Annotated in this window: 19 protein-coding genes; 1 reads left to right on the forward strand and 18 read right to left on the reverse strand. The window is 38.7% G+C overall.

The features are described from left to right. Positions 1-679: 679 nt before the first annotated feature. Complete coding sequence (locus ACQKIH_RS18695; RefSeq protein WP_057989454.1) at positions 680-1,366, reverse strand: ABC transporter ATP-binding protein; 687 nt, start codon at positions 1,364-1,366, stop codon at positions 680-682. Between the two features lies 1 nt (position 1,367). After that, positions 1,368-2,402, reverse strand: a complete 1,035-nt coding sequence (locus tag ACQKIH_RS18700) for an ABC transporter permease (protein ID WP_057989456.1) — start codon at positions 2,400-2,402, stop codon at positions 1,368-1,370. A 165-nt stretch (positions 2,403-2,567) separates the two neighbouring features. Here ACQKIH_RS18700 and ACQKIH_RS18705 point away from each other — a divergent pair, with 165 nt between their 5' ends. Continuing rightward, the gene (locus ACQKIH_RS18705; protein ID WP_427768224.1) at positions 2,568-3,443 is read left to right on the forward strand and encodes a M23 family metallopeptidase; all 876 of its coding nucleotides are present in this window, start codon (positions 2,568-2,570) and stop codon (positions 3,441-3,443) included. A 111-nt stretch (positions 3,444-3,554) separates the two neighbouring features. On the opposite strand, the gene lysS is transcribed toward ACQKIH_RS18705, so the two are convergent. From lysS to tilS, 16 genes are all read right to left on the reverse strand, one after another. Beyond that, positions 3,555-5,057, reverse strand: a complete 1,503-nt coding sequence (gene lysS / locus ACQKIH_RS18710) for a lysine--tRNA ligase (protein ID WP_427768226.1) — start codon at positions 5,055-5,057, stop codon at positions 3,555-3,557. Between the two features lie 160 nt (positions 5,058-5,217). Beyond that, positions 5,218-6,264 carry a tRNA dihydrouridine synthase DusB gene (gene dusB / locus ACQKIH_RS18715; protein WP_057989461.1) on the reverse strand — a complete coding sequence of 349 codons (1,047 nt, stop codon included), beginning with the start codon at positions 6,262-6,264 and terminating at the stop codon, positions 5,218-5,220. A 35-nt stretch (positions 6,265-6,299) separates the two neighbouring features. Beyond that, a complete protein-coding gene (gene folK / locus ACQKIH_RS18720) occupies positions 6,300-6,815 on the reverse strand; it encodes a 2-amino-4-hydroxy-6-hydroxymethyldihydropteridine diphosphokinase (protein WP_427768227.1) in 516 nt (171 codons plus the stop codon). After that, positions 6,812-7,180: a dihydroneopterin aldolase gene (gene folB / locus ACQKIH_RS18725; RefSeq protein WP_427768229.1), complete on the reverse strand. Its 369-nt coding sequence runs from the start codon at positions 7,178-7,180 to the stop codon at positions 6,812-6,814. Before folB ends, folK begins: the two co-directional genes overlap by 4 nt. An 11-nt stretch (positions 7,181-7,191) precedes the next feature. Next, positions 7,192-8,055, reverse strand: a complete 864-nt coding sequence (folP, locus tag ACQKIH_RS18730; RefSeq protein ID WP_427768230.1) for a dihydropteroate synthase — start codon at positions 8,053-8,055, stop codon at positions 7,192-7,194. Next, the gene (pabC, locus tag ACQKIH_RS18735) at positions 8,056-8,904 is read right to left on the reverse strand and encodes an aminodeoxychorismate lyase (protein WP_427768232.1); all 849 of its coding nucleotides are present in this window, start codon (positions 8,902-8,904) and stop codon (positions 8,056-8,058) included. It lies immediately after the preceding gene. A gap of 12 nt (positions 8,905-8,916) precedes the next feature. Then, positions 8,917-9,486, reverse strand: coding sequence for an aminodeoxychorismate/anthranilate synthase component II (gene pabA, locus ACQKIH_RS18740; RefSeq protein ID WP_057989470.1), 570 nt, complete (start codon positions 9,484-9,486; stop codon positions 8,917-8,919). Beyond that, positions 9,483-10,892, reverse strand: coding sequence for an anthranilate synthase component I family protein (locus ACQKIH_RS18745; protein WP_427768233.1), 1,410 nt, complete (start codon positions 10,890-10,892; stop codon positions 9,483-9,485). Before ACQKIH_RS18745 ends, pabA begins: the two co-directional genes overlap by 4 nt. A 180-nt stretch (positions 10,893-11,072) precedes the next feature. Continuing rightward, complete coding sequence (cysK, locus tag ACQKIH_RS18750) at positions 11,073-12,008, reverse strand: cysteine synthase A (RefSeq protein WP_427768234.1); 936 nt, start codon at positions 12,006-12,008, stop codon at positions 11,073-11,075. Positions 12,009-12,216: 208 nt separating this feature from the next. Next, complete coding sequence (locus ACQKIH_RS18755; RefSeq protein WP_427768235.1) at positions 12,217-13,185, reverse strand: peptidyl-prolyl cis-trans isomerase; 969 nt, start codon at positions 13,183-13,185, stop codon at positions 12,217-12,219. Next, entirely contained in the window at positions 13,169-14,050 is an 882-nt protein-coding gene (hslO, locus tag ACQKIH_RS18760) for an Hsp33 family molecular chaperone HslO (protein ID WP_057989478.1), read from the reverse strand. Before hslO ends, ACQKIH_RS18755 begins: the two co-directional genes overlap by 17 nt. 18 nt (positions 14,051-14,068) lie before the next feature. Continuing rightward, complete coding sequence (locus tag ACQKIH_RS18765) at positions 14,069-14,836, reverse strand: type III pantothenate kinase (RefSeq protein ID WP_057989482.1); 768 nt, start codon at positions 14,834-14,836, stop codon at positions 14,069-14,071. A gap of 254 nt (positions 14,837-15,090) precedes the next feature. Next, positions 15,091-15,519, reverse strand: a complete 429-nt coding sequence (locus tag ACQKIH_RS18770) for a MarR family winged helix-turn-helix transcriptional regulator (protein ID WP_427768236.1) — start codon at positions 15,517-15,519, stop codon at positions 15,091-15,093. Between the two features lie 140 nt (positions 15,520-15,659). Continuing rightward, positions 15,660-17,687, reverse strand: coding sequence for an ATP-dependent zinc metalloprotease FtsH (gene ftsH, locus ACQKIH_RS18775; RefSeq protein ID WP_427768237.1), 2,028 nt, complete (start codon positions 17,685-17,687; stop codon positions 15,660-15,662). Positions 17,688-17,821: 134 nt separating this feature from the next. Further along, entirely contained in the window at positions 17,822-18,364 is a 543-nt protein-coding gene (gene hpt, locus ACQKIH_RS18780) for a hypoxanthine phosphoribosyltransferase (RefSeq protein WP_057989488.1), read from the reverse strand. 32 nt (positions 18,365-18,396) lie between these two features. Continuing rightward, on the reverse strand, positions 18,397-19,794 hold the full coding sequence (tilS, locus tag ACQKIH_RS18785) for a tRNA lysidine(34) synthetase TilS (RefSeq protein ID WP_427768239.1): 1,398 nt from the start codon (positions 19,792-19,794) through the stop codon (positions 18,397-18,399). Positions 19,795-19,871: the final 77 nt, after the last annotated feature.

Genomic DNA, 19,871 nt, shown 5'->3' on the forward strand with positions numbered 1-19,871 from the left:
TTCGTCCTGAGCCAGGATCAAACTCTCCATAATAGTTAGTTTGAAAGCTCATTTGCTTTGCTAGCGTATCAACATAAAGTTGATATCTATAATTTATTTAAGTTCATCACTTAAACGTTTAAATCATTAACGTTTGCTTGTTCAGTTTTCAAGGTTCATGTCGTTACCTCTTTTGAAGAGACAACTTTTATATCTTAACATAACTTGAATCGTCATGTCAACAACTTTTTAAAGTTGTTTTTCACTGTCTCTCAACAGCAACTTTATTATCTTACCATCCTGTTATTTAAAAGTCAACACTCTTTTTAAAAAGTGTTATTAGCTTTTTCCAGGATATTTGTACACCATGTTTTGGCGACGTCTAATAATTTAACACGATATCAATCATAACGCAATACTTTATTGTTATTTATTTTATTTTTTATAAAATTACCTACATAAAAGACGATATATATAACTTTCCGATTAAACCGTCATATTTCATTGTTATAAATTTTACCGATATGCTTGAATAACTTATTAAAACGGCAATAAACAATTTTTGCACCTAAATTTGCTTTGGTACAAAAAGTTCATTTGTAGCGTGTGTAAATCACTTCCCCATAGTTAAACCTTCTATATAAATAAATAAAAAAACACACAAAACATGTCTGTGTGTTTTCTCTAGAGTTTTATACAATCAACGCGCTTCTTCGATAATGACACCATCGCTCATTTTGACGATATTGTCTGTATACGTTAGCATCTCTTCATCATGTGTCACCATTAATGTCGTGATGTTTAGCTTTTTTGTCAGCTCTTGAATTAAACGCATCACTTCCACAGAACGTTTTGAATCAAGGCTTGCTGTCGGTTCATCAGCAAATAGGATTTTTGGCTGGTGAATAATCGCACGCGCAATTGCTACGCGTTGTTTTTCCCCACCAGATAATGATGCTGGGTAGGCTGATTTTCGGTGATTCATTCCAACAAGCTCTAATACACCTGCAACCTCCTGCTGTTGGTCACGTTTGTTCAGTTTTGTTTCTGCTACATCTAACATTAATTCAAGTTGCTCTTCTACCGTTAGAAATGGAACTAAATGTGCGAACTGAAAGACGAATCCGAATTGCTTAGCACGCATACCACGTACTTGTTCTGCATTCATATCGGTTACAACTTGCCCGTTAAAGGTAATTCTCCCTTCTGTTGTAGGCTGTAATCCCGCTGCAATGGTTAATAACGTACTTTTCCCTGAGCCCGATGCTCCGACAAGTGCCGTAATTTCGCCTTCTCGTAACGTTAAGTTAACACCTTTTAATATTTCTTCCTGTACTTCACCCGTTTTAAATGATTTACGAATTCCTTCTAATTGAAATATCGTCATATTAAGCCTCTCCTTGTTGAATTGCTTGTAGTGGTTCAATATTTTTGATTTGTACACCTGATAATGTCGAGCCGATAAAGCCGATAACTAAAAACACACCTGAAAGTTGAAGCGTTGTCGCGAATGTTAACGTAAATGGCATACCGCTTGGCGCAAAGGTATTGAATACCTGGCTAAGTGCAACCGACATAAGCAATGCAATAGCTGTAATAACAAACATTTGCGTCCAAATTAGCACGAACAGATTGCTCGTTTTTAATCCGATAGCTTTTAAAATACCGTAAAGGCCGATTTTTTGTACGTTCATCATATAGAAGAAAATCGCAAACAACATGCCACTAATGACAACTAAAAACCATACGATCATATTTAATGAAAGTTGTTCTGCTTTATAACTTGAAATCGTATTTAAAAATTCCTTATTTGAAAATCCTTCTAAGCCTGCATATTGTACAGAATCGTCACCATTTGGAACATATAGTAATTGCATTTCATTCACTCGGTAAATTTCTTTGAAGTTCTCCATGTTAATATAAGCTACTGGAGAATGGCTGAATTTTTTCAAATCAACAAAGCCTATTACTTTAAACTCACTAGAAAATTGATTATTCGTTAAAACATCGCCTAGTTGAATCCCTTTATCTTGTAACGATTTGTCTAATACAACTTCCCCTGCTTTTACATTTTCAAAATGAGGAGATTCTGTCGAAGTGACGAACGCTACACCGTGCTGTTTGTCTGCTGCATCATTAACAAAACCCATTTGAATTGAAAACGCTGCTGCATCTTCCTGTTCATCAAGTACTTGTTGCTGCGATTCTTCAGTAATTCGGGACATGTTCAATGTTTGGTCCGCGTCTTCATTCATATAAAATTGCCCTTTTGGTAAGTCCTTAATTAAAGCTGAATTATCTTGTGATAGACCATTTGCTAATCCTGATATCATAAACGTTAATAAACTAACTAAAAATACGATTGATCCTAAAATTATAAACTTAGCTTTACTTTTTTTAATTTCTTTTAATGCTAATTTCATTTATTTGCCCTCCATCTATTTTCTATCCTTATCTTATAATGACTATCTGAACTGAATATGAACTCCCTTCAGAATAACTCAATTAAAATATCGAAACTTTTTTATCTGTCATTTCGTATAAAATAGGAAAATACCATTTTGTAGTACAATTAGGAGGTTTTTTCGTTGTCAATTTCATTTATTAAACCAGAACAGTTTGGTCAGTTATTCCAAAGTGAAAATTTCGAGGAGATTTACCGTTGCATGTCAGCTGGTTTTCAACAATCACTACCATTAGAACAGTTTATTACAGTCGCTTCATCTTTTAATGAAGGAGTTCAATCTTATCAAATTGAATTTAAATCATCCTCGCAAAATTTACATCATTATATTTGGGTAGATGATCAAAGAGAACGAGGGATTGCTGTTTCATTTGACAAATCCAATCAAATTCAAAGTTTATTAATAAAACCGTACATAACTTACCCCGACACGGATAACCAACTAACTAAAAATGCATATAGCATGCCAATATCGGGGGAATGGTTTGTTTTTTGGGGTGGCGCCAATGAATTCATCAATTACCATTATGCGTATGAACATATGCGCTATGCATACGATCTTGTAAAAGTTCGAGATGGGATGTCTTTTCAAAACACACCTACTCTATGTGAAAATTTCTACGCATTTAATGAAGAAATTCTAGCCCCAGCGGATGGGAAAGTAATTCAATTGATCGATGGCTTAGTGGATTATACTCCTGGTGAAATGGATGCTGTAAATGCTGCCGGAAACTATGTCGTCATTGAACATGCAAATAAAGAATATAGTTTGTTAGCTCATTTAAAGAAGGACTCTATCCAAGTTAAAATAGGGGAACTTGTAAAAGAAGGGCAATGCATCGGGAAATGTGGGAATTCAGGAAACACTTCTGAACCACATTTGCATTTCCAAGTGATGGATTCACCTGATCTAAACAATGCGAAATCATTGCGCATTCAATTTAAGGACGGGGTTGAGCCGATTCAAGGGGACATGGTTTCGAATATCTTTAGAGGATAATTTCAATAAAGTAAAAAATTTTAAACAATCATCATTTAAATATACAAACACAAAAAACCAGGAAAATCCGCGCGTCTTTCGCATGGATTTTCCTGGTTTAGTTTTCTATAATTATTTCGATGTATGACGCATTGTCGGGAATAATAGTACGTCACGGATTGATGGTGAGTTTGTTAATAGCATGATCAGACGGTCAATACCGATACCTAATCCACCTGTTGGCGGCATACCGTATTCTAATGCTTCAATGAAATCATTATCCATTTCATGTGCTTCATCGTTACCTGCTTCTTTTTCAGCCATTTGTGCTTCAAAACGCTCGCGCTGATCGATCGGGTCATTTAGTTCTGTGAAAGCATTGGCATGCTCACGACGAACGATAAATAACTCAAAACGGTCCGTGAAGCGCTCGTCCTCTGGGTTTTTCTTCGCAAGTGGTGAAATTTCAACTGGATGACCTGTAATGAATGTTGGTTGTACTAATGTTTCTTCTACTTTTTGCTCGAAGAATTCATTAATAATGTGACCTACTTCATGCGCGTCTTTAATTTCAACACCTTGCTCTTTTGCATGTGCACGTGCTTCTTCTACTGTCATTGGCGTCCAGAAATCTACACCTGTTGCTTCTTTAACTGCATCGACCATATGTTGACGTTTCCAACCTACCGCTAAATCGATAGTATCTTCGCCGTACTGAACAGAAGTTGTACCTAATACTTGTTGAGCAACATGAGCAACTAAGTTTTCAGTTAAATCCATAATGTCATTATAATCCGCGTAAGCTTCATATAATTCAATCATCGTGAATTCTGGATTGTGACGAGTTGAAGTCCCCTCGTTACGGAATACACGACCAATTTCGTATACTTTTTCTAAGCCACCAACGATTAAACGTTTTAAGTGTAACTCGATTGCGATACGCATGTATAGTTCCATATCTAATGCATTGTGGTGTGTAATAAACGGACGTGCCGCTGCACCACCAGCAATTGTGTGAAGCATAGGTGTTTCTACTTCTAAGAAACCTTGGTTATCTAAGTAGTTACGAATCGCACGAATAATTTTTGAACGTGCAATGAATGTTTGCTTGCTGTCTGCGTTTGTCATTAAATCTAAATAACGTTGACGATAGCGTTGTTCAATGTCTTGTAAGCCGTGGAACTTCTCTGGCATTGGACGTAATGCTTTTGTTAAGAAAATGAATTCTGTTGCTTTTACTGATAATTCGCCTACTTGTGTACGGAATACATTCCCTTTCACACCAACGATATCACCAAGATCTGCTTTATTGAAAAGCTCATATGCGTCATCGCCCACTGCATCTTTACGCACGTAAATTTGAATTTGACCTGCTAAATCTTGAAGATGTGCAAATCCAGCTTTCCCTTTACCGCGCTTTGTCATAATACGTCCTGCAATTACTACTTCTTTTGGTTCTGCTTCTAATTGCTCTTTATCGAACTGATCGAACTCCGCTGTTACCTCTGTTGATAAATGCGTGCGCTCGAAACGTCCACCGAATGGATCTAAGCCGTTTTCGCGAATATCTGTCATCTTTTGGCGACGAACCAAAAGTTGGTCGTTTAATTCTTCAATATTTGACACGTTTGTCACTCCTTAATTAGTTGTCCGCAGTCCGCGTAACACTTCTACAATATTTCTATTGTACAGTATTTCTGTTGTGCGTTCACCCATTTCGAATTAATTCACATCATTTTCGAACTATTTTTTTCTAAATAAAGAAAAACACCACATTTGTGATGTTTACTAGACATTAAACAATTTTTATTTTCGCAATTTCTTCTTCCATAGCTGCGTGTTCTTCCATTTCTGATACAACCCCATTAATTAACGTTACTAATTCTAGCTTCGTTTCCGCTTGGTTAATGGCGTTACGGATTAGCCCATTTCCACGAATACCTTTTAAATACCATGCCGCATGTTTACGCATTTCTCGTACAGCCACTTTTTCACCTTTTAATTGCATTAAGCGTTCGAAGTGAAGTAAGCATACGTCCATTTTTTCACGTACACTTGGTTCCGGCTTTAACTCACCTGTTTCAAGATAGTGTACCGTTTGATAAATCATCCATGGGTTTCCAAGTGCCGCGCGACCAATCATCACACCATCTGCCCCTGTATGTTCTAAAATACGTTTCGCATCTTGCGGTGTTTCAACATCGCCATTTGCCATAAACGGAATGTTGATGTTTTCTTTTACTTCCTTTAAAATATCCCAGTTTGCTTTTCCTTCATACATTTGCACACGTGTACGACCATGCATCGCAATAGCAGAAGCACCAGCACGTTCGGCCGCTTGCGCATTTTCTACTGCAAATACACGCTCTTCATCCCAGCCGATGCGCATCTTCACTGAAACCGGTTTATCGACAGCGTCAACTACCGCCGCTATCATTTCATAGATTTTATTCGGATCTAATAAAAGTTTCGCACCCGCTTCGCATTTGATAATTTTATTTACAGGGCAACCCATATTAATATCAATAATGTCTGCTGGTGTATTTTTATCTACATACTTGGCTGCTTGGACTAAGTTCTCTTTGTCACCACCGAAAATTTGTAGAGAGAGTGGGTTTTCGCGCTCATCAATATAAAGCATGTTCATCGTTTTTTCGTTGCGGAAGTTAATCGATTTATCACTAATCATTTCCGCATATACTAAACCTGCGCCAAATTCTTTTACTGTTAAGCGGAATGCCGAGTTGCAAATACCAGCCATTGGGGCAAGTACAACACGGTTATCCATGACATGTTTACCAATTTGGAATGGCTTTTCTTGTACGCTTGGTACGCTTGTCATTATTATTTCCTCCTGTACGGCTATAAACGTTTCTATCAATTCCTCATGAATTCCTCAATCGAATCTACCTTTTTCCAAAGCGTTACGCCTTCTTGTTCGATATCGAATGCTTGCAAAATGTGTGTAGCCTTTTCATGGACCTTCCCATTACTCGGTGCAATTTCCTGCAAAGGCACTAAAACAAATGCCCGTTCAAACATTCTCGGGTGTGGAATAATTAAGTTTTCTGTTTCAATATTTTCTTGATTATAGAGCAAGATATCAAGGTCAATGATTCGAGGTCCCCAACGCATTTCGCGAACTCGCCCTAATTCATTTTCAATTGACTGACAAACTTCAAGTATTTCCTGGGCAATTAACGTTGTTTCAACTGCTACGGCAATATTTAGAAAGTCCGCTTGCTCTGTATAGCCAACTGCTGCCGTTTCATAAATAGACGAAACATGTGTCACTTGAACAGCAGATTGTTCCATTAAAACTTGAATAGCTCGCTGCAAGTTCTTTTCACGTTCACCAATATTTGTTCCAATTGATAAATACACTTCATTCATGAAAATGTACCTCGCACAATTTCCACCGCAACTTCCTTATAATGTCCTGGAATCGGCGGATCTGGCTTAATTACCTCCACACGGCAACCGTAAATTTGACCTTCATATTGCGTCAAAATGCGCGTAGCAATCGTTTCTGCTACCGCCTCGATTAGCTTGAATGGCTTACCTTCCATGATTTCTTTACAAATATCATAAACGCCTACATAGCTCACTGTATTTGTTAAGTCGTCCGTTTCACCAGCTTGCTTCATGTTTACCGCTAATGACACATTGGCGCGGAATCGTTGGCCTAGTACATTCTCTTCCGGTAGTACTCCGTGATAGCCGAAAAATTGCATTTCTCTTAAATGAATATAATCCATGTTCTATCTCCTTAATGCCTTGGTGCCAATTCACCTTGGACCATATATTTTCCAACTAACGCATCTATCATTTTTACAGTTCGTGCGACTTCCTTTACATCATGGACACGCATTATATGACAACCCTTTTGTACACCAAATGCACAAGTTGCAGCTGTCCCTTCTACGCGTTCTTCCACAGGTAAATCTAACACCGTTCCAATCATGCGCTTACGTGATGTTGCAAGAAGCACCGGATAACCAAGTGCTACTAAATCATCGAGACGTTGCATCGTTTCAATACTTTGGTTTAAGTTCTTCACAAAACCAATACCCGGATCGAGTAAAATATGTTCATCTGGAACACCCGCATTTTTAACAATTGCAACGCTTTCTTCTATATCCGCCATAAATTCTGACCAATAGTTTGTATAAGTCGCTGTTTGGCGATTGTGCATTAAAATAATCGGTACATTTAGCTCAGCAGCTACAGTTGCCATTTCTGGATCTGCCTTTGCTCCCCAAATATCATTAATCATATGTGCCCCTGCCTCAATCGCTGCACGCGCCACTACGGATTTATACGTATCCACCGAAATAATGGCTGGGACTTCCCTCACAAGCGCTCGAATTACCGGGACAATACGCGCAATTTCTTCTTCGTCTGAAATACGTGTATAGCCAGGGCGTGTTGATTCACCACCAACATCGATGATTTTCGCACCATCCGCTACCATCTTTTTCGCTTGCTTTAAAGCCGTCTCAACGGAATCATACTGTCCCCCGTCTGAAAAGGAATCCGGTGTCACATTTAAAATGCCCATCACAAATGTTTCCTTCGTAAAATCCAGTGCAATGTTATTGACAAGTAACAGTGTTTTATATTTTTCTAACATTTAATTTCTCCCTAATCGATCGACAATATTTTGTAAGTAAGCATTGTGTAATTTCCCATAAATTCGACCTTCATTGCCCGCAAAACGGACTTCTCCAATATTCGAAATTGGCACAAGCTCCTGTACCGCCGTCGTAACAAAGCATTCATCAGCCTGTTCAAGCTCCTGCCTAATAAAAGCCCCTTCACGTACAGGGATTTTTATCTGCTGCGCTAATTCGAGTACAATTTTTCTCGTAATCCCTGGTAAAATACCCGTTTCAATAGATGGCGTATACAGTATACCACCTTTCACCCAAAAAACATTTGATGTGATTCCTTCAGCTACAATGCCTTGCTTCGTTGTAAAAAAACCTTCGAATTCGGCTAAGCTTGGCAACTCTAGTCGGGCTCTCACATTATTTCCGTAGTGATGGCTTTTATAGCGAATTTCTTGCTCTGGACTATTGCGCGGTGTTTTTAACCATACCGCTTGTTTTTCCGTACCGCGCTTTGCTATTTGCAATGGCTTACGGAAAATGATGACTGTCGGGTCCACATATTCCGTCGGTGCTAACCCGATACTATGCGGACCTGCCGAAACATTCAGCCTAAAATAGCCGTCTTGCCCATCTTGCGCATTTAATTGATGAATAATTTCCTCTAGCTCCGTCAGCGTATACGGAAACGCAATTCGGTATTCTTTTAATGCCTCTAATAATCGATTCAAATGCGCTTGTAAAAAAACAGCCTGTCCCTCGTACGTGCGAAACGTTTCGAAAAAACCAAGTCCATATAAAAAACCATGATCAAATGGTGAAATTTTCATTTCTTGTTCTTCAATATAGTGTCCATTCATCCAACAAAGCACAGTCATTCCCCCTTAGCAGTACAGCTCGATAAACGTGCGCAGCAATTGTTTGCCATCTTCCGTCATGATTGATTCTGGATGATATTGTACCCCTTCAATCGCCCATTCTTTATGACGGAGCCCCATAATCTCACCTTCTGCTGTCCATGCCGTTACTTCTAAACAATCCGGTAAAGATTCACGCTCTACGATTAATGAATGATAACGCGTTGCTTGAAACGGGTTGGCATTATTTTTATGTAAACCAATACCGCTATGCATGACTGGTGACGTTTTGCCGTGCATTAAGCGTTCTGCTCGGATCACATTGCCCCCAAATACTTGCGCAATTGCTTGATGCCCTAAACAAACGCCTAATATCGGGAGTTTACCAGCAAACTGTTCAATAATATTTAAGCTTTCACCTGCTTCATTTGGTGTACAAGGTCCTGGTGAAATGACAATCATTTTTGGTGAAAGCGCGTTAATTTCCTCCACTGTAATTTCATCATTACGCTTAACAATGATGTCATAACCAAACTCCCCTAAATATTGCACGATATTATACGTAAACGAATCATAATTATCGATCATTAAAATCATTGTACTGCCCCTTCCGCCATCGCTTTTGCTTGCCACATTGCTTTTGCTTTATTCATCGACTCTAAATATTCATTTTCCGGAATGGAATCAATGACAATTCCTGCACCCGCTTGAATATAAGCCATGCCATCTTGAATAAACGCTGTACGAATAACAATATTAAGCTCTAAATCGCCGTTATAACCAAGCCAGCCAATCGAACCTGTATAAAGTCCACGACGAACAGGCTCCAACTCTTCAATAATCTCCATTGTGCGAATTTTTGGTGCACCTGTAATCGTGCCTCCTGGGAACATGGCACGAATGACATCTGCATTGGATATTCCTCGTGCCATCTGTCCGCGTACATTGGAAACGATATGCATGACATGTGAATAGCGTTCAATGACCATAAATTCATTTACTTCCACCGTGCCGTAATGGCAGACGCGTCCTAAATCATTGCGTTCTAAATCGACGAGCATGACATGTTCTGCTCGTTCTTTTTCGTTGTCGATTAGTTCATTTGCAAGTGCTATATCTTGTTCCTCTGAATTGCCGCGCGGGCGTGTACCTGCAATTGGTCTTGTCGACAATTCTGTACCGTCACGTTTAATGAGTAATTCTGGTGAACCACTGACAACCGCAAAATCTGCACTCTCGATATACGCCATATAAGGAGATGGGTTAAATGAACGCACCGCTTCATACATGACAATCGGTGGTGCATTTAATCGCTTGCCTTGACGCACAGATAAATTCACTTGGAACACATCACCTTGTCCGATATACTCCTGAATTTTTTCAACTGCTCGTTCAAAATCCTGTGCATGAAATGATACTTCGAGCTCGCTTGCATCCTCATTAATTTCAGTTGCATTTTCTTGTCCAAATATGCGCGTAGCCATTCCTTGTTGTGCCCCTGCTTGCCACTGTTGTTGCCACTGCTGTAAATCGACTGTGCTATCTAATCGCTTCATAAGTGTCACTTCATCTGTTTTCACATTATGTACGGCCCAATGATCAAATAAGTAAAAATAAACATCTGGAATTTGTAAATCATCCTCTGCAAGATCAGGTAATACCTCGATTGTGCGCGCATAATCATATGAAATAAAACCGATCGCACCACCTTGGAAATCCGGCAAATGTGGAATACGTTCTAATTTGTAGTTATGCATCAATTGCTCAAGCTGCGCTAACGGCTCGCCTTGTTTCACTTCGACCGTCCCATCAAGCCATGCAATTTGTAATCCGTCTTCCACTGATTTTGCTGTTGCGATTGGATTCCAAGCTGCTATAGAATAGTTTCCACCGCGTCCACTTTCTAAAAAAGCCTTTTCTTTGAGGGTCTTTGTTTGCTGTTGAAAGCTATAGAAAAATTCATCCTTTGTCATGGAAAATACTTGATATTCTAGCTGTTGCATCTACCCGTTCGCCTCTTCTCTTGTTGTTTTCTTTATTAAACTTGATAATACTATGAAAATCCAATGATACGCGAAAATTTTTATTTGACATTTTTTTAAATGATGCCATATTCGCGAAAATCCCCTTAAACAATAAAAAAGCACAGCGAAATTTCCGCCATGCTTTTATATTGGATTCAATTAGTCTTCAAATTGATATAAAGGCGTTGATAAGTAGCGCTCACCGTTTGATGGAATGATTGCTAATACATTTTTCCCTTTACCTAAACGTTTCGCCGTTTCAATCGCCGCATAAATGGCTGCACCTGAAGAAATCCCTGCTAAAATACCTTCTTCACGTGCTACTTTACGTGCGTATTCAAATGCTGTTTCATTTTCCACTAGGAATACCGACGTATACACGTTTGTATCCAGTACTTCTGGAATAAACCCTGCACCAATCCCTTGAATTTTATGTGGACCTGGATTACCACCTGATAAAATTGGCGAATCTTTTGGCTCCACTGCGATCACTTCGATTTGTGGGAATTTCGATTTTAATACTTCACCTGCACCCGTAATCGTTCCACCCGTACCGATACCTGCGATAAATGCATCTAATTGTAAACCGTCTGCTTCAAATGCTTCTACTATTTCAGGACCTGTTGTTAAACGATGGATTTCAGCATTGGCTGCATTTTTAAATTGCTGTGGTAGGAAATAGCCTTCTGATGCTGATAATTCTTCCGCTTTTGCAATCGCGCCTTTCATTCCTTCTGGACCAGGTGTTAATACTAAATCCGCACCATATGCACGCAATAAATTACGGCGTTCTAATGACATTGTTTCTGGCATTACTAAAATTGCTTTATAGCCTTTTGCTGCTGCAATCATCGCTAGACCAATTCCTGTGTTACCTGATGTTGGCTCAATAATTGTGCCACCTGGTTTTAATGTACCATCCTTTTCAGCCGCTTCAATCATCGCTAGCGCAAGACGATCCTTAACTGAAGAACCTGGGTTGAAATATTCCAATTTTACATAAACCGTACCTTCATTTTCGTTTGTTGCATTATTTAACTTGACGATTGGTGTACGACCTACTAAATCCGCCACTGAATTCGCTAATTTACTCATAGTATCCATTCCCCTCTTAATTCCTACCATCTCGATAGGTTTTCCTTAATTCGTATTTTATCAACCTTTACTAGTCATTGTCAATTGTTTCCTCGATTTATTTCTCGAATTTTCTAACTATTATTTCACTTTACATTTAATCATAGTTAGAAATTCGCATAAAAAAGGCGATTTACCATATGAAACATATCGTAAATCGCACTTTTGTTTATTTTTTTGTTTCCCCGTAAAACCAAGTCGCCTCAAATGTAGTCCAAAAAGCTTCAGGTGTAATCGACGGTGATAATTGTTCCAAGGCAATTTGTCGATTGACATGCTGTTTTACATCTTCATAAGAGAATGATTTCCCTTCTAGCACTTCTGCAACATACGCAATGGCATAACGACCATCACTTAATACAAAAGGCTTTGATGTTTCTTTTGCTTTTAGTTTTTGAACGGCTTTCGAAATGGCCTTTTCTATTGTGGATTGACCTTCTGCAACAAAGCCTATATCCCCACCAAGACTTGCAGATGCTGTGTCCACTGAATGTTCGCGTGCTATCACGGCAAAATCCGAACCATTTTTCAGCTCTTTTTCTACTCGCTCAGCATCTTCCTTTGTATTGACAATAACGATACTCGTCCGATACGTCGTCGAAATATTATAGAGAGACTTATTGTCCTCATAATATTTTTCGCCCGCTTCGTTTTCTACAACGATATCATATGTTAATACTTTTTCTAATAAAAGCTGCGCTCGTATTTTTTGACGTAGTTGCTCTGTCGATAAGCTATGTATTGATGAATCATTTGCATCCTGTGCAGATCGTAGCAAAGCGATTTCTAAATCAATTTCTTGATCTGTTACATCAATTTTATACTTTTTCGCAGCCTTCTCCATAACAGCCTCATTTACTAAGTCTTGCAATGTCTCTTTTCCATAACGGCTTTCCATTTCTGCCAGCCATTGTTGGCGCGTAATGATCTCTCCATCAACGGCAGCCACTTGCTCGCTGCCGTCTTTTGATGTTGAACCTTCAGATGGGAGTAACCATAACACAAACCAAAATAAATTTCCGATTAACAAAAGTAACAATAATACCAACGTTGGTTTTGTTTTTAAGCGTCGTTGTAAGAACGGTATATTTTGCGGTGTTTGTGGTGTAGTTTGGTGTAAATTACGATTGGATTTCATTCACTAATCCTTCAAGTTCTTCTCGGCTGAAGTGATATTTTTCTAAACAGAAATGACATTGCGCCTCAGCTTGACCATCTTCAACAATCATTTCTTCGATTTCCTTCACACCTAAACCAATAATAGCCGCACCAAAACGCTCTTTTGAACACTGACACTGGAACTGAACAGGCATTGACGATAAAATTCGGACATTTTCTTTCCCTAATACTGCTTCTAAAATTTGCTCTGGCGTAAAGCCTTTTTCTATCATTTTTGACACAGGCTCAATCGCTGATAAACGCTTTTCAATCTCATCAATTGTTTCGTCTTCGCAGCCTGGCATTAATTGAATGATAAAACCGCCTGCTGCTAAAATCGTGTTGTCTGGGTTCACTAATACGCCTAAACCAACCGATGAAGGGGATTGCTCTGATTTTGCGAAATAGTACGTAAAGTCCTCACCAATTTCTCCTGATACGATCGGTGTTTGACCTGAAAACATATCGCGTAAGCCTAAATCTTTCACGATTGTTAATGTTCCCTCTGTCCCAACGCCAGCACGCACATCTAATTTTCCTTGCTCATTTAAATCAAAATGCACATGGGGATTTGTTACGAAACCACGCACATCACCTTTTGCATCAGCATCGATAATGATTGGACCAATTGGACCGTTCCCCTCGATTTTTACGGTAATTTTCTCTTCACCTTTTAACATAGCCCCCATCATAACAGAAGCTGTCATTGATCGACCTAGTGCTGCGGATACAATCGGCCATGTATTATGACGCTTTTGTGCCTCGTTCACCGTTTCTGTTGTCTTTGTTGCAAATGCACGTACTTGTCCATCAAATGCGATGGCTCTTACTAAATAATCTTTCATGTTGAAAATTCCTCTTCTCTATTGATTTCTTTTATAAATTATATGCAAACCTTTTAACGTTAAAAAAGCGTCGACTACATCAATCATTTGGGTTTCGCTTGCAATTAGATTCGCTAATCCACCTGTTGCAATGACTAACGGTTCTTCCTTGCTTTGCATTTTCATCCGATTAACAATTCCCTCAACCTGACCAATAAAACCATAAAACACACCCGCTTGCATTGCGGCAATCGTATTTTTGCCAACTACATGCGGTGTTCGTGCAATTTCTATCCGTGGAAGCTTAGATGCCCGTGTATATAAAGCGTCAGTTGAAATCGCTATACCGGGTGCAATCGCGCCCCCCATATAATCACCGTATTTATTTAAGTAGCAATACGTAATAGCCGTTCCAAAGTCGACAATGATTAACGGTTTCCCGCCGTATTCAGCTAATGCTGCGACCGCATTCACGATACGATCTGCACCTACTTCACGCGGATTTTCATATTTAATGTTGAGCCCTGTTTTTACACCTGGGCCTACAACTAATGGCTGAATTGAGAAATACTTTTTACACATTGCCTCTAGCGCAAACATGATAGGTGGTACAACTGAGGATATAATAATTCCATTAATTTGTTCAAATATAATGCCTTCATGCGTGAAAAACGCTTTAATTTGCATTGCGTATTCGTCTTCTGTTTTCCTTGTATCTGTTTCCATTCGCCAGTGATACATCAGTTTATCATCTTTATATATCCCTAGAATGATATTGGAATTGCCCGCATCCATTACTAAATTCACGCACGTCACCTACTTTTTACATGTCTTGAAAAAAATCATACCACATTTAAACAACATCTTTATAGTGTTTCGTTGATTTCTACACAGCAAAGTAGATATCCAAAAGCTCCTGTGAATTTCGTCTAATCTTTTTGGTAAAGGGCGCTTGTAATTATTTCAACTGCAATACGTGATGAACCGTACATTTTTATATACTTACGAACTGATTTATGATCTTCCCTTACTTGAATCGTTACTATTTGTATTATTTTTACCTACTTGCTTTTATCGCTATTGTGCTTTAATCTTTCCAACAATGTATACAAGGTTTGTATATCTTGCTCAGAAAATTGAGTTGTTAATTGCTTGAAATATTCATTTTTATCATCCTGACAGTGAACCAATCGCGCGCGCCCTTCCTCTGTTAAACTTACAAGCACCTCTCGATTATTATCCGTATTTCGACTCCTCATAACGAAGTCTTCTTCTTCTAATAATTTTAAATGTCTCGTAATGGCGGCTTGATCAATTTGGATAGCCTGTTTTAACACTTGTTGTGGAACTGTTCCACCATCAAGTAGAGTGCACAGCAGTTCATAGCGCGTCATACTAATGTCCGTCTGCTTTTCAAACTGCATTGTCACTTGACGATCAATCGTTTTCATTAACAAGATGATTTGCTTCATTTGTTCCATGCTCGTCATAAAATCCCCCTTTATATGACTAGTCAACTGTTGACTGGTCAATTATATAATTGCCTCTTTCCTTACACAAGTATTTTGAATCGAAGGTAAAAAAACTGCTTACCTCTTTTTTTGAAAGAGGTAAGCAGTTTTGTAAAATATTATTTACGATCTTCATCGATGCCTTGAGGGCGCTCTGCCGGGACATCTTTTGCTAAATTTGCGACCGTTGGATTTGTTTCTTGACCGACAACCTCTTCATTAATCGTAGCTGAACCCGCCTTTTCTAACGTTGGCATTGGTTCTACTTTTATAACTTCTTTAGTTGTCGATTCTTCCTCTGCGATAACCTCTTCTGGTGGAAGTGTACCGTGATCACGTAAATGCTCAATTTCTTGCGCGTTTAATGTTTCTTTCTTCATTAACGTATTCGCAATTAAATCCAGCAATTCACGTTTATCTGTAAGGATTTGTTTTGTACGTTTATATTGTCTTTCAACAATGTTTTGTACTTCTTTATCAATTTCATATGCAATTGAATCTGAATAGTTTTGATCTGAGTTAAAATCGCGCCCTAAGAACGGATTCGCTCCTTGGCTTGAGCCGTATTGAACAGCACCAAGATTATCACTCATACCATATTCCGTAACCATTGCACGTGCAATACTCGTTACTTTTTGGAAGTCATTATGCGCACCTGTTGAAACTTCACCAAGCACAACCTCTTCTGCAATACGTCCGCCAAGTAGACCCGCGATACGATCAAGTAATTCTTGCTTCGTCGTGAAGAAACGCTCTTCTTTTGGCAACATAATCGCATAACCACCCGCTTGACCGCGTGGTACGATTGTTACTTTATGAACTGTATCTGCTTCGTCTAATTCTAAACCAACAACAACGTGACCCGCTTCGTGGTACGCCACCAGTTTTTTCTCTTTTGGAGAGTAAACTCGACTTGCTTTCGCAGGACCCGCAATTACGCGGTCAGACGCTTCATCAATATCGACCATATTAATTGTTTTCTTGTTTTTACGAGCTGCAACAAGTGCACCTTCGTTTAATAAGTTTTCTAAATCGGCACCTGAGAATCCTGGTGTACGTTGCGCTACTGCAGCAAGGTCAACCGTATCCGCAAGTGGTTTGTTACGTGCGTGAACTTTAAGGATTGCTTCACGACCTTTTACATCTGGGTGTCCAACCGTAATTTGACGGTCAAAACGACCTGGACGTAATAATGCTTTGTCTAGGATGTCTGGACGGTTAGTCGCAGCAATAATAATAATCCCTTCGTTGGCACCGAAGCCATCCATCTCAACTAGTAATTGGTTTAATGTTTGTTCACGCTCATCGTGACCACCACCAAGACCTGCACCACGTTGACGACCTACTGCATCAATCTCATCAATGAAAATGATACATGGCGCATTTTTCTTCGCATTTTCGAATAAGTCACGTACACGAGATGCACCGACACCGACGAACATTTCAACGAAGTCAGAACCTGAAATCGAGAAGAATGGAACGCCTGCTTCACCGGCTACTGCACGTGCAAGTAATGTTTTACCCGTACCTGGAGGACCTACAAGTAGGATACCTTTAGGAATTCGTGCACCGATTTCCGTAAACTTACGGTGATCTTTTAAGAAGTCAACTACCTCAACTAGCTCTGCCTTTTCTTCATCAGCACCTGCTACATCAGTAAAACGCACTTTTTTCTTCTGGTCATCATAAAGCTTAGCTTTTGATTTACCAAAGTTCATTACTTTATTACCGCCACCTTGAGATTGGCTCAATAGGAAGAAGAATAAAATAATAATGATGACAAACGGAATCATGCTCGTAATAAATGTTACGAAGCCGCTCGTTTGTGGCGCTTCTTTAACTTTTACTTCTGGGTAGTCTTTCTCAATTTGCATAATGCTTTTAATTGACTCTGTGTCATTTTCAAGGATGTTTACAGTAAATGTTTCACCCTCTTTAGCATTTTTTAATTGTCCGACTATTTTATATACTTTATTGTCCGGTTGAACTGTTATAGAATCAACCTTTTTACTATCTAATGCCTCAAAGAATTCGTAAAAATTCATTTCTTCAGTTGTCTTTTTTCCACCATTAAATGTGCCAAAAATCCCGATAATCACGAGAAATATTAGTAAATAAAATATGGTGTATCGAAATATTCGATTCATCCCCAGCCTCCTCACAACATTACAGAAAAACTATAAGTAAAATCTTAACATACGTTGAAAATTTCATACAATGAAAAGCATCAAGTATTTTTAACAGTTGAGCGAATTATGGCGAATTCTGCTCAAATTCAAAATTAAAACGAGTAAACTTCACGTTTTAACAGGCCAATATACGGTAAGTTACGGTATTTCTCCGCGTAGTCTAAACCATAGCCCACTACAAAACCATCTGGTACTTCAAAGCCAACAATATCAGCATTTAAAGGTACTTTACGACCTGAAGGCTTATCCAGTAATGTAATAATTTTAATTGATTTTGCTTTACGATATTTAAATAAATCCACTAAATAACTTAATGTTAAACCGCTGTCGATAATATCTTCAATAATTAGGACATCTCGACCTTCTACGCTCGTATTTAAATCCTTCACAATTTTCACTTCACCAGAAGAAACTGTTGCATTTCCATAGCTCGTTACATCCATGAAATCTAATTCTACATAAGAATCAAAGCGTTTCATTAGATCGGTCATAAAAGGCATTGCTCCTTTTAAAACACCAATGGCAAGCGGGAATCTGTTTGAATATTCTTCCGTTAGTTGTGCACCAAGTTCTTTAATACGTTCCTGAATTTGTTCTTCTGTAATTACAACTTTTTCAATATCATTTTGAATCATAAGTTGATTCCTCCTTTAATTGTTTAAACCTTTTAGATGTGAGCGATAAGTAGCACAGAATCATGTGCTGCTAATCTCGCATCTGAAAATTGATTGTTTACGCGTATTGCCATTACTGCTAAGAGTTCATTATTCGCATCGACTAACAAAGGCCAATGAGCTCTCTTTACTAAAGGAATCTTCTCATCAATAAAAATACGTGCTACTTTTTTCTTCTGTTGCATGCCACTAAGTGCAATGCGATCTCCATCTTCACGAACTCTCACAGACAGCGGAAATTGAACAGTAGACGCCGTAAAATAATACGGCTCATGCTCCGCTAGTAAGGAATCCTCACACTGTGCAAGCTCTCCAACATAAACGCGCAACTCCCCGAACCAATTCCACTCATTTAGCATGAGTGTTTGTTTCATCATTTGATGCATTTGGTGATCTTTTTCAAAAATAATTTCGCCATACTGTTGTCGTGCAATATAGCCCTTAGGTAAATCCGCAGAGCTACTACCAACCGCCGTGTCAAATAACTTTAAAATCATTGTACATAGCGCATAGCTTTGAATCATTTTTGAATCATTATACAGATAATTTAATAGTATTAAAATCAACCTTCTTTGTAAAGCAAGTGGTTCGCTTTGGAAGTCAGATATTACGACTTTATAACAATTTCCCCTCATTTCTTCAAAAAGTGTTGAAAAGCGGGTTTCAGCTAGTTGCATTAAATAACGATCATCTTCTGCTAATTGATCAGCTAATTGCACGACATGTTGTGAAATCGAAGGGTTTTCTTTCTTTAAAAGAGGTACGACATGGTGACGAAAGCGATTTCGTGTATACGTGTCTTTCTCGTTACTGGCATCCTCACGGTAAGTTTGCCCTTCTGTATGTAAATATTCCCCAATCTCACTTTTTGTAACAGCCAAAAATGGCCGAATGACAAAATAATTTAAAAATGGTCGTTTTGGCATAATTCCTTTCAATCCATTTAATGAACTCGCCTTTGTCATCGCCATTAACATCGACTCTAGCTGATCATCTGCATGATGAGCCGTTACTAATTTGTCGATTTTCTGCTCCAACATTACTTTTTCAAAAAAGTGATATCGCTCACGCCGACAAATCGCTTGTGAATTTCCACCTTCTCGTTCAAGGTACTCAGCAATCGGAATAGCGCTGCTAAATACAGGAATATTCCACTTAGCACACGTTTGTTCAACAAAATTTCTGTCTTCTGCCGACGCTTCTCCGCGTAACATATGATCCACATGCGCAACAACTAACTCTATTTGCAAATAGTTTTGGAATTTACAAAAAAAAGAAAGAAGCGCCATTGAATCAACGCCTCCAGAACAAGCGATAAGTAATTTATCACCACTTGCAATTAATTGATGTTGTTTAATATATGCTAAAACTTGATGCTCTAATAGGTGCATCCTATCACCTCATTTTATTTATAATAACATTGAAAAGACGCATCCCGTTCGAGTGAAACCGAGATGCCGCCTTTATT

The organism is Solibacillus cecembensis, from assembly GCF_050272495.1.
In the GTDB taxonomy this organism is placed as follows: domain Bacteria; phylum Bacillota; class Bacilli; order Bacillales_A; family Planococcaceae; genus Solibacillus; species Solibacillus cecembensis.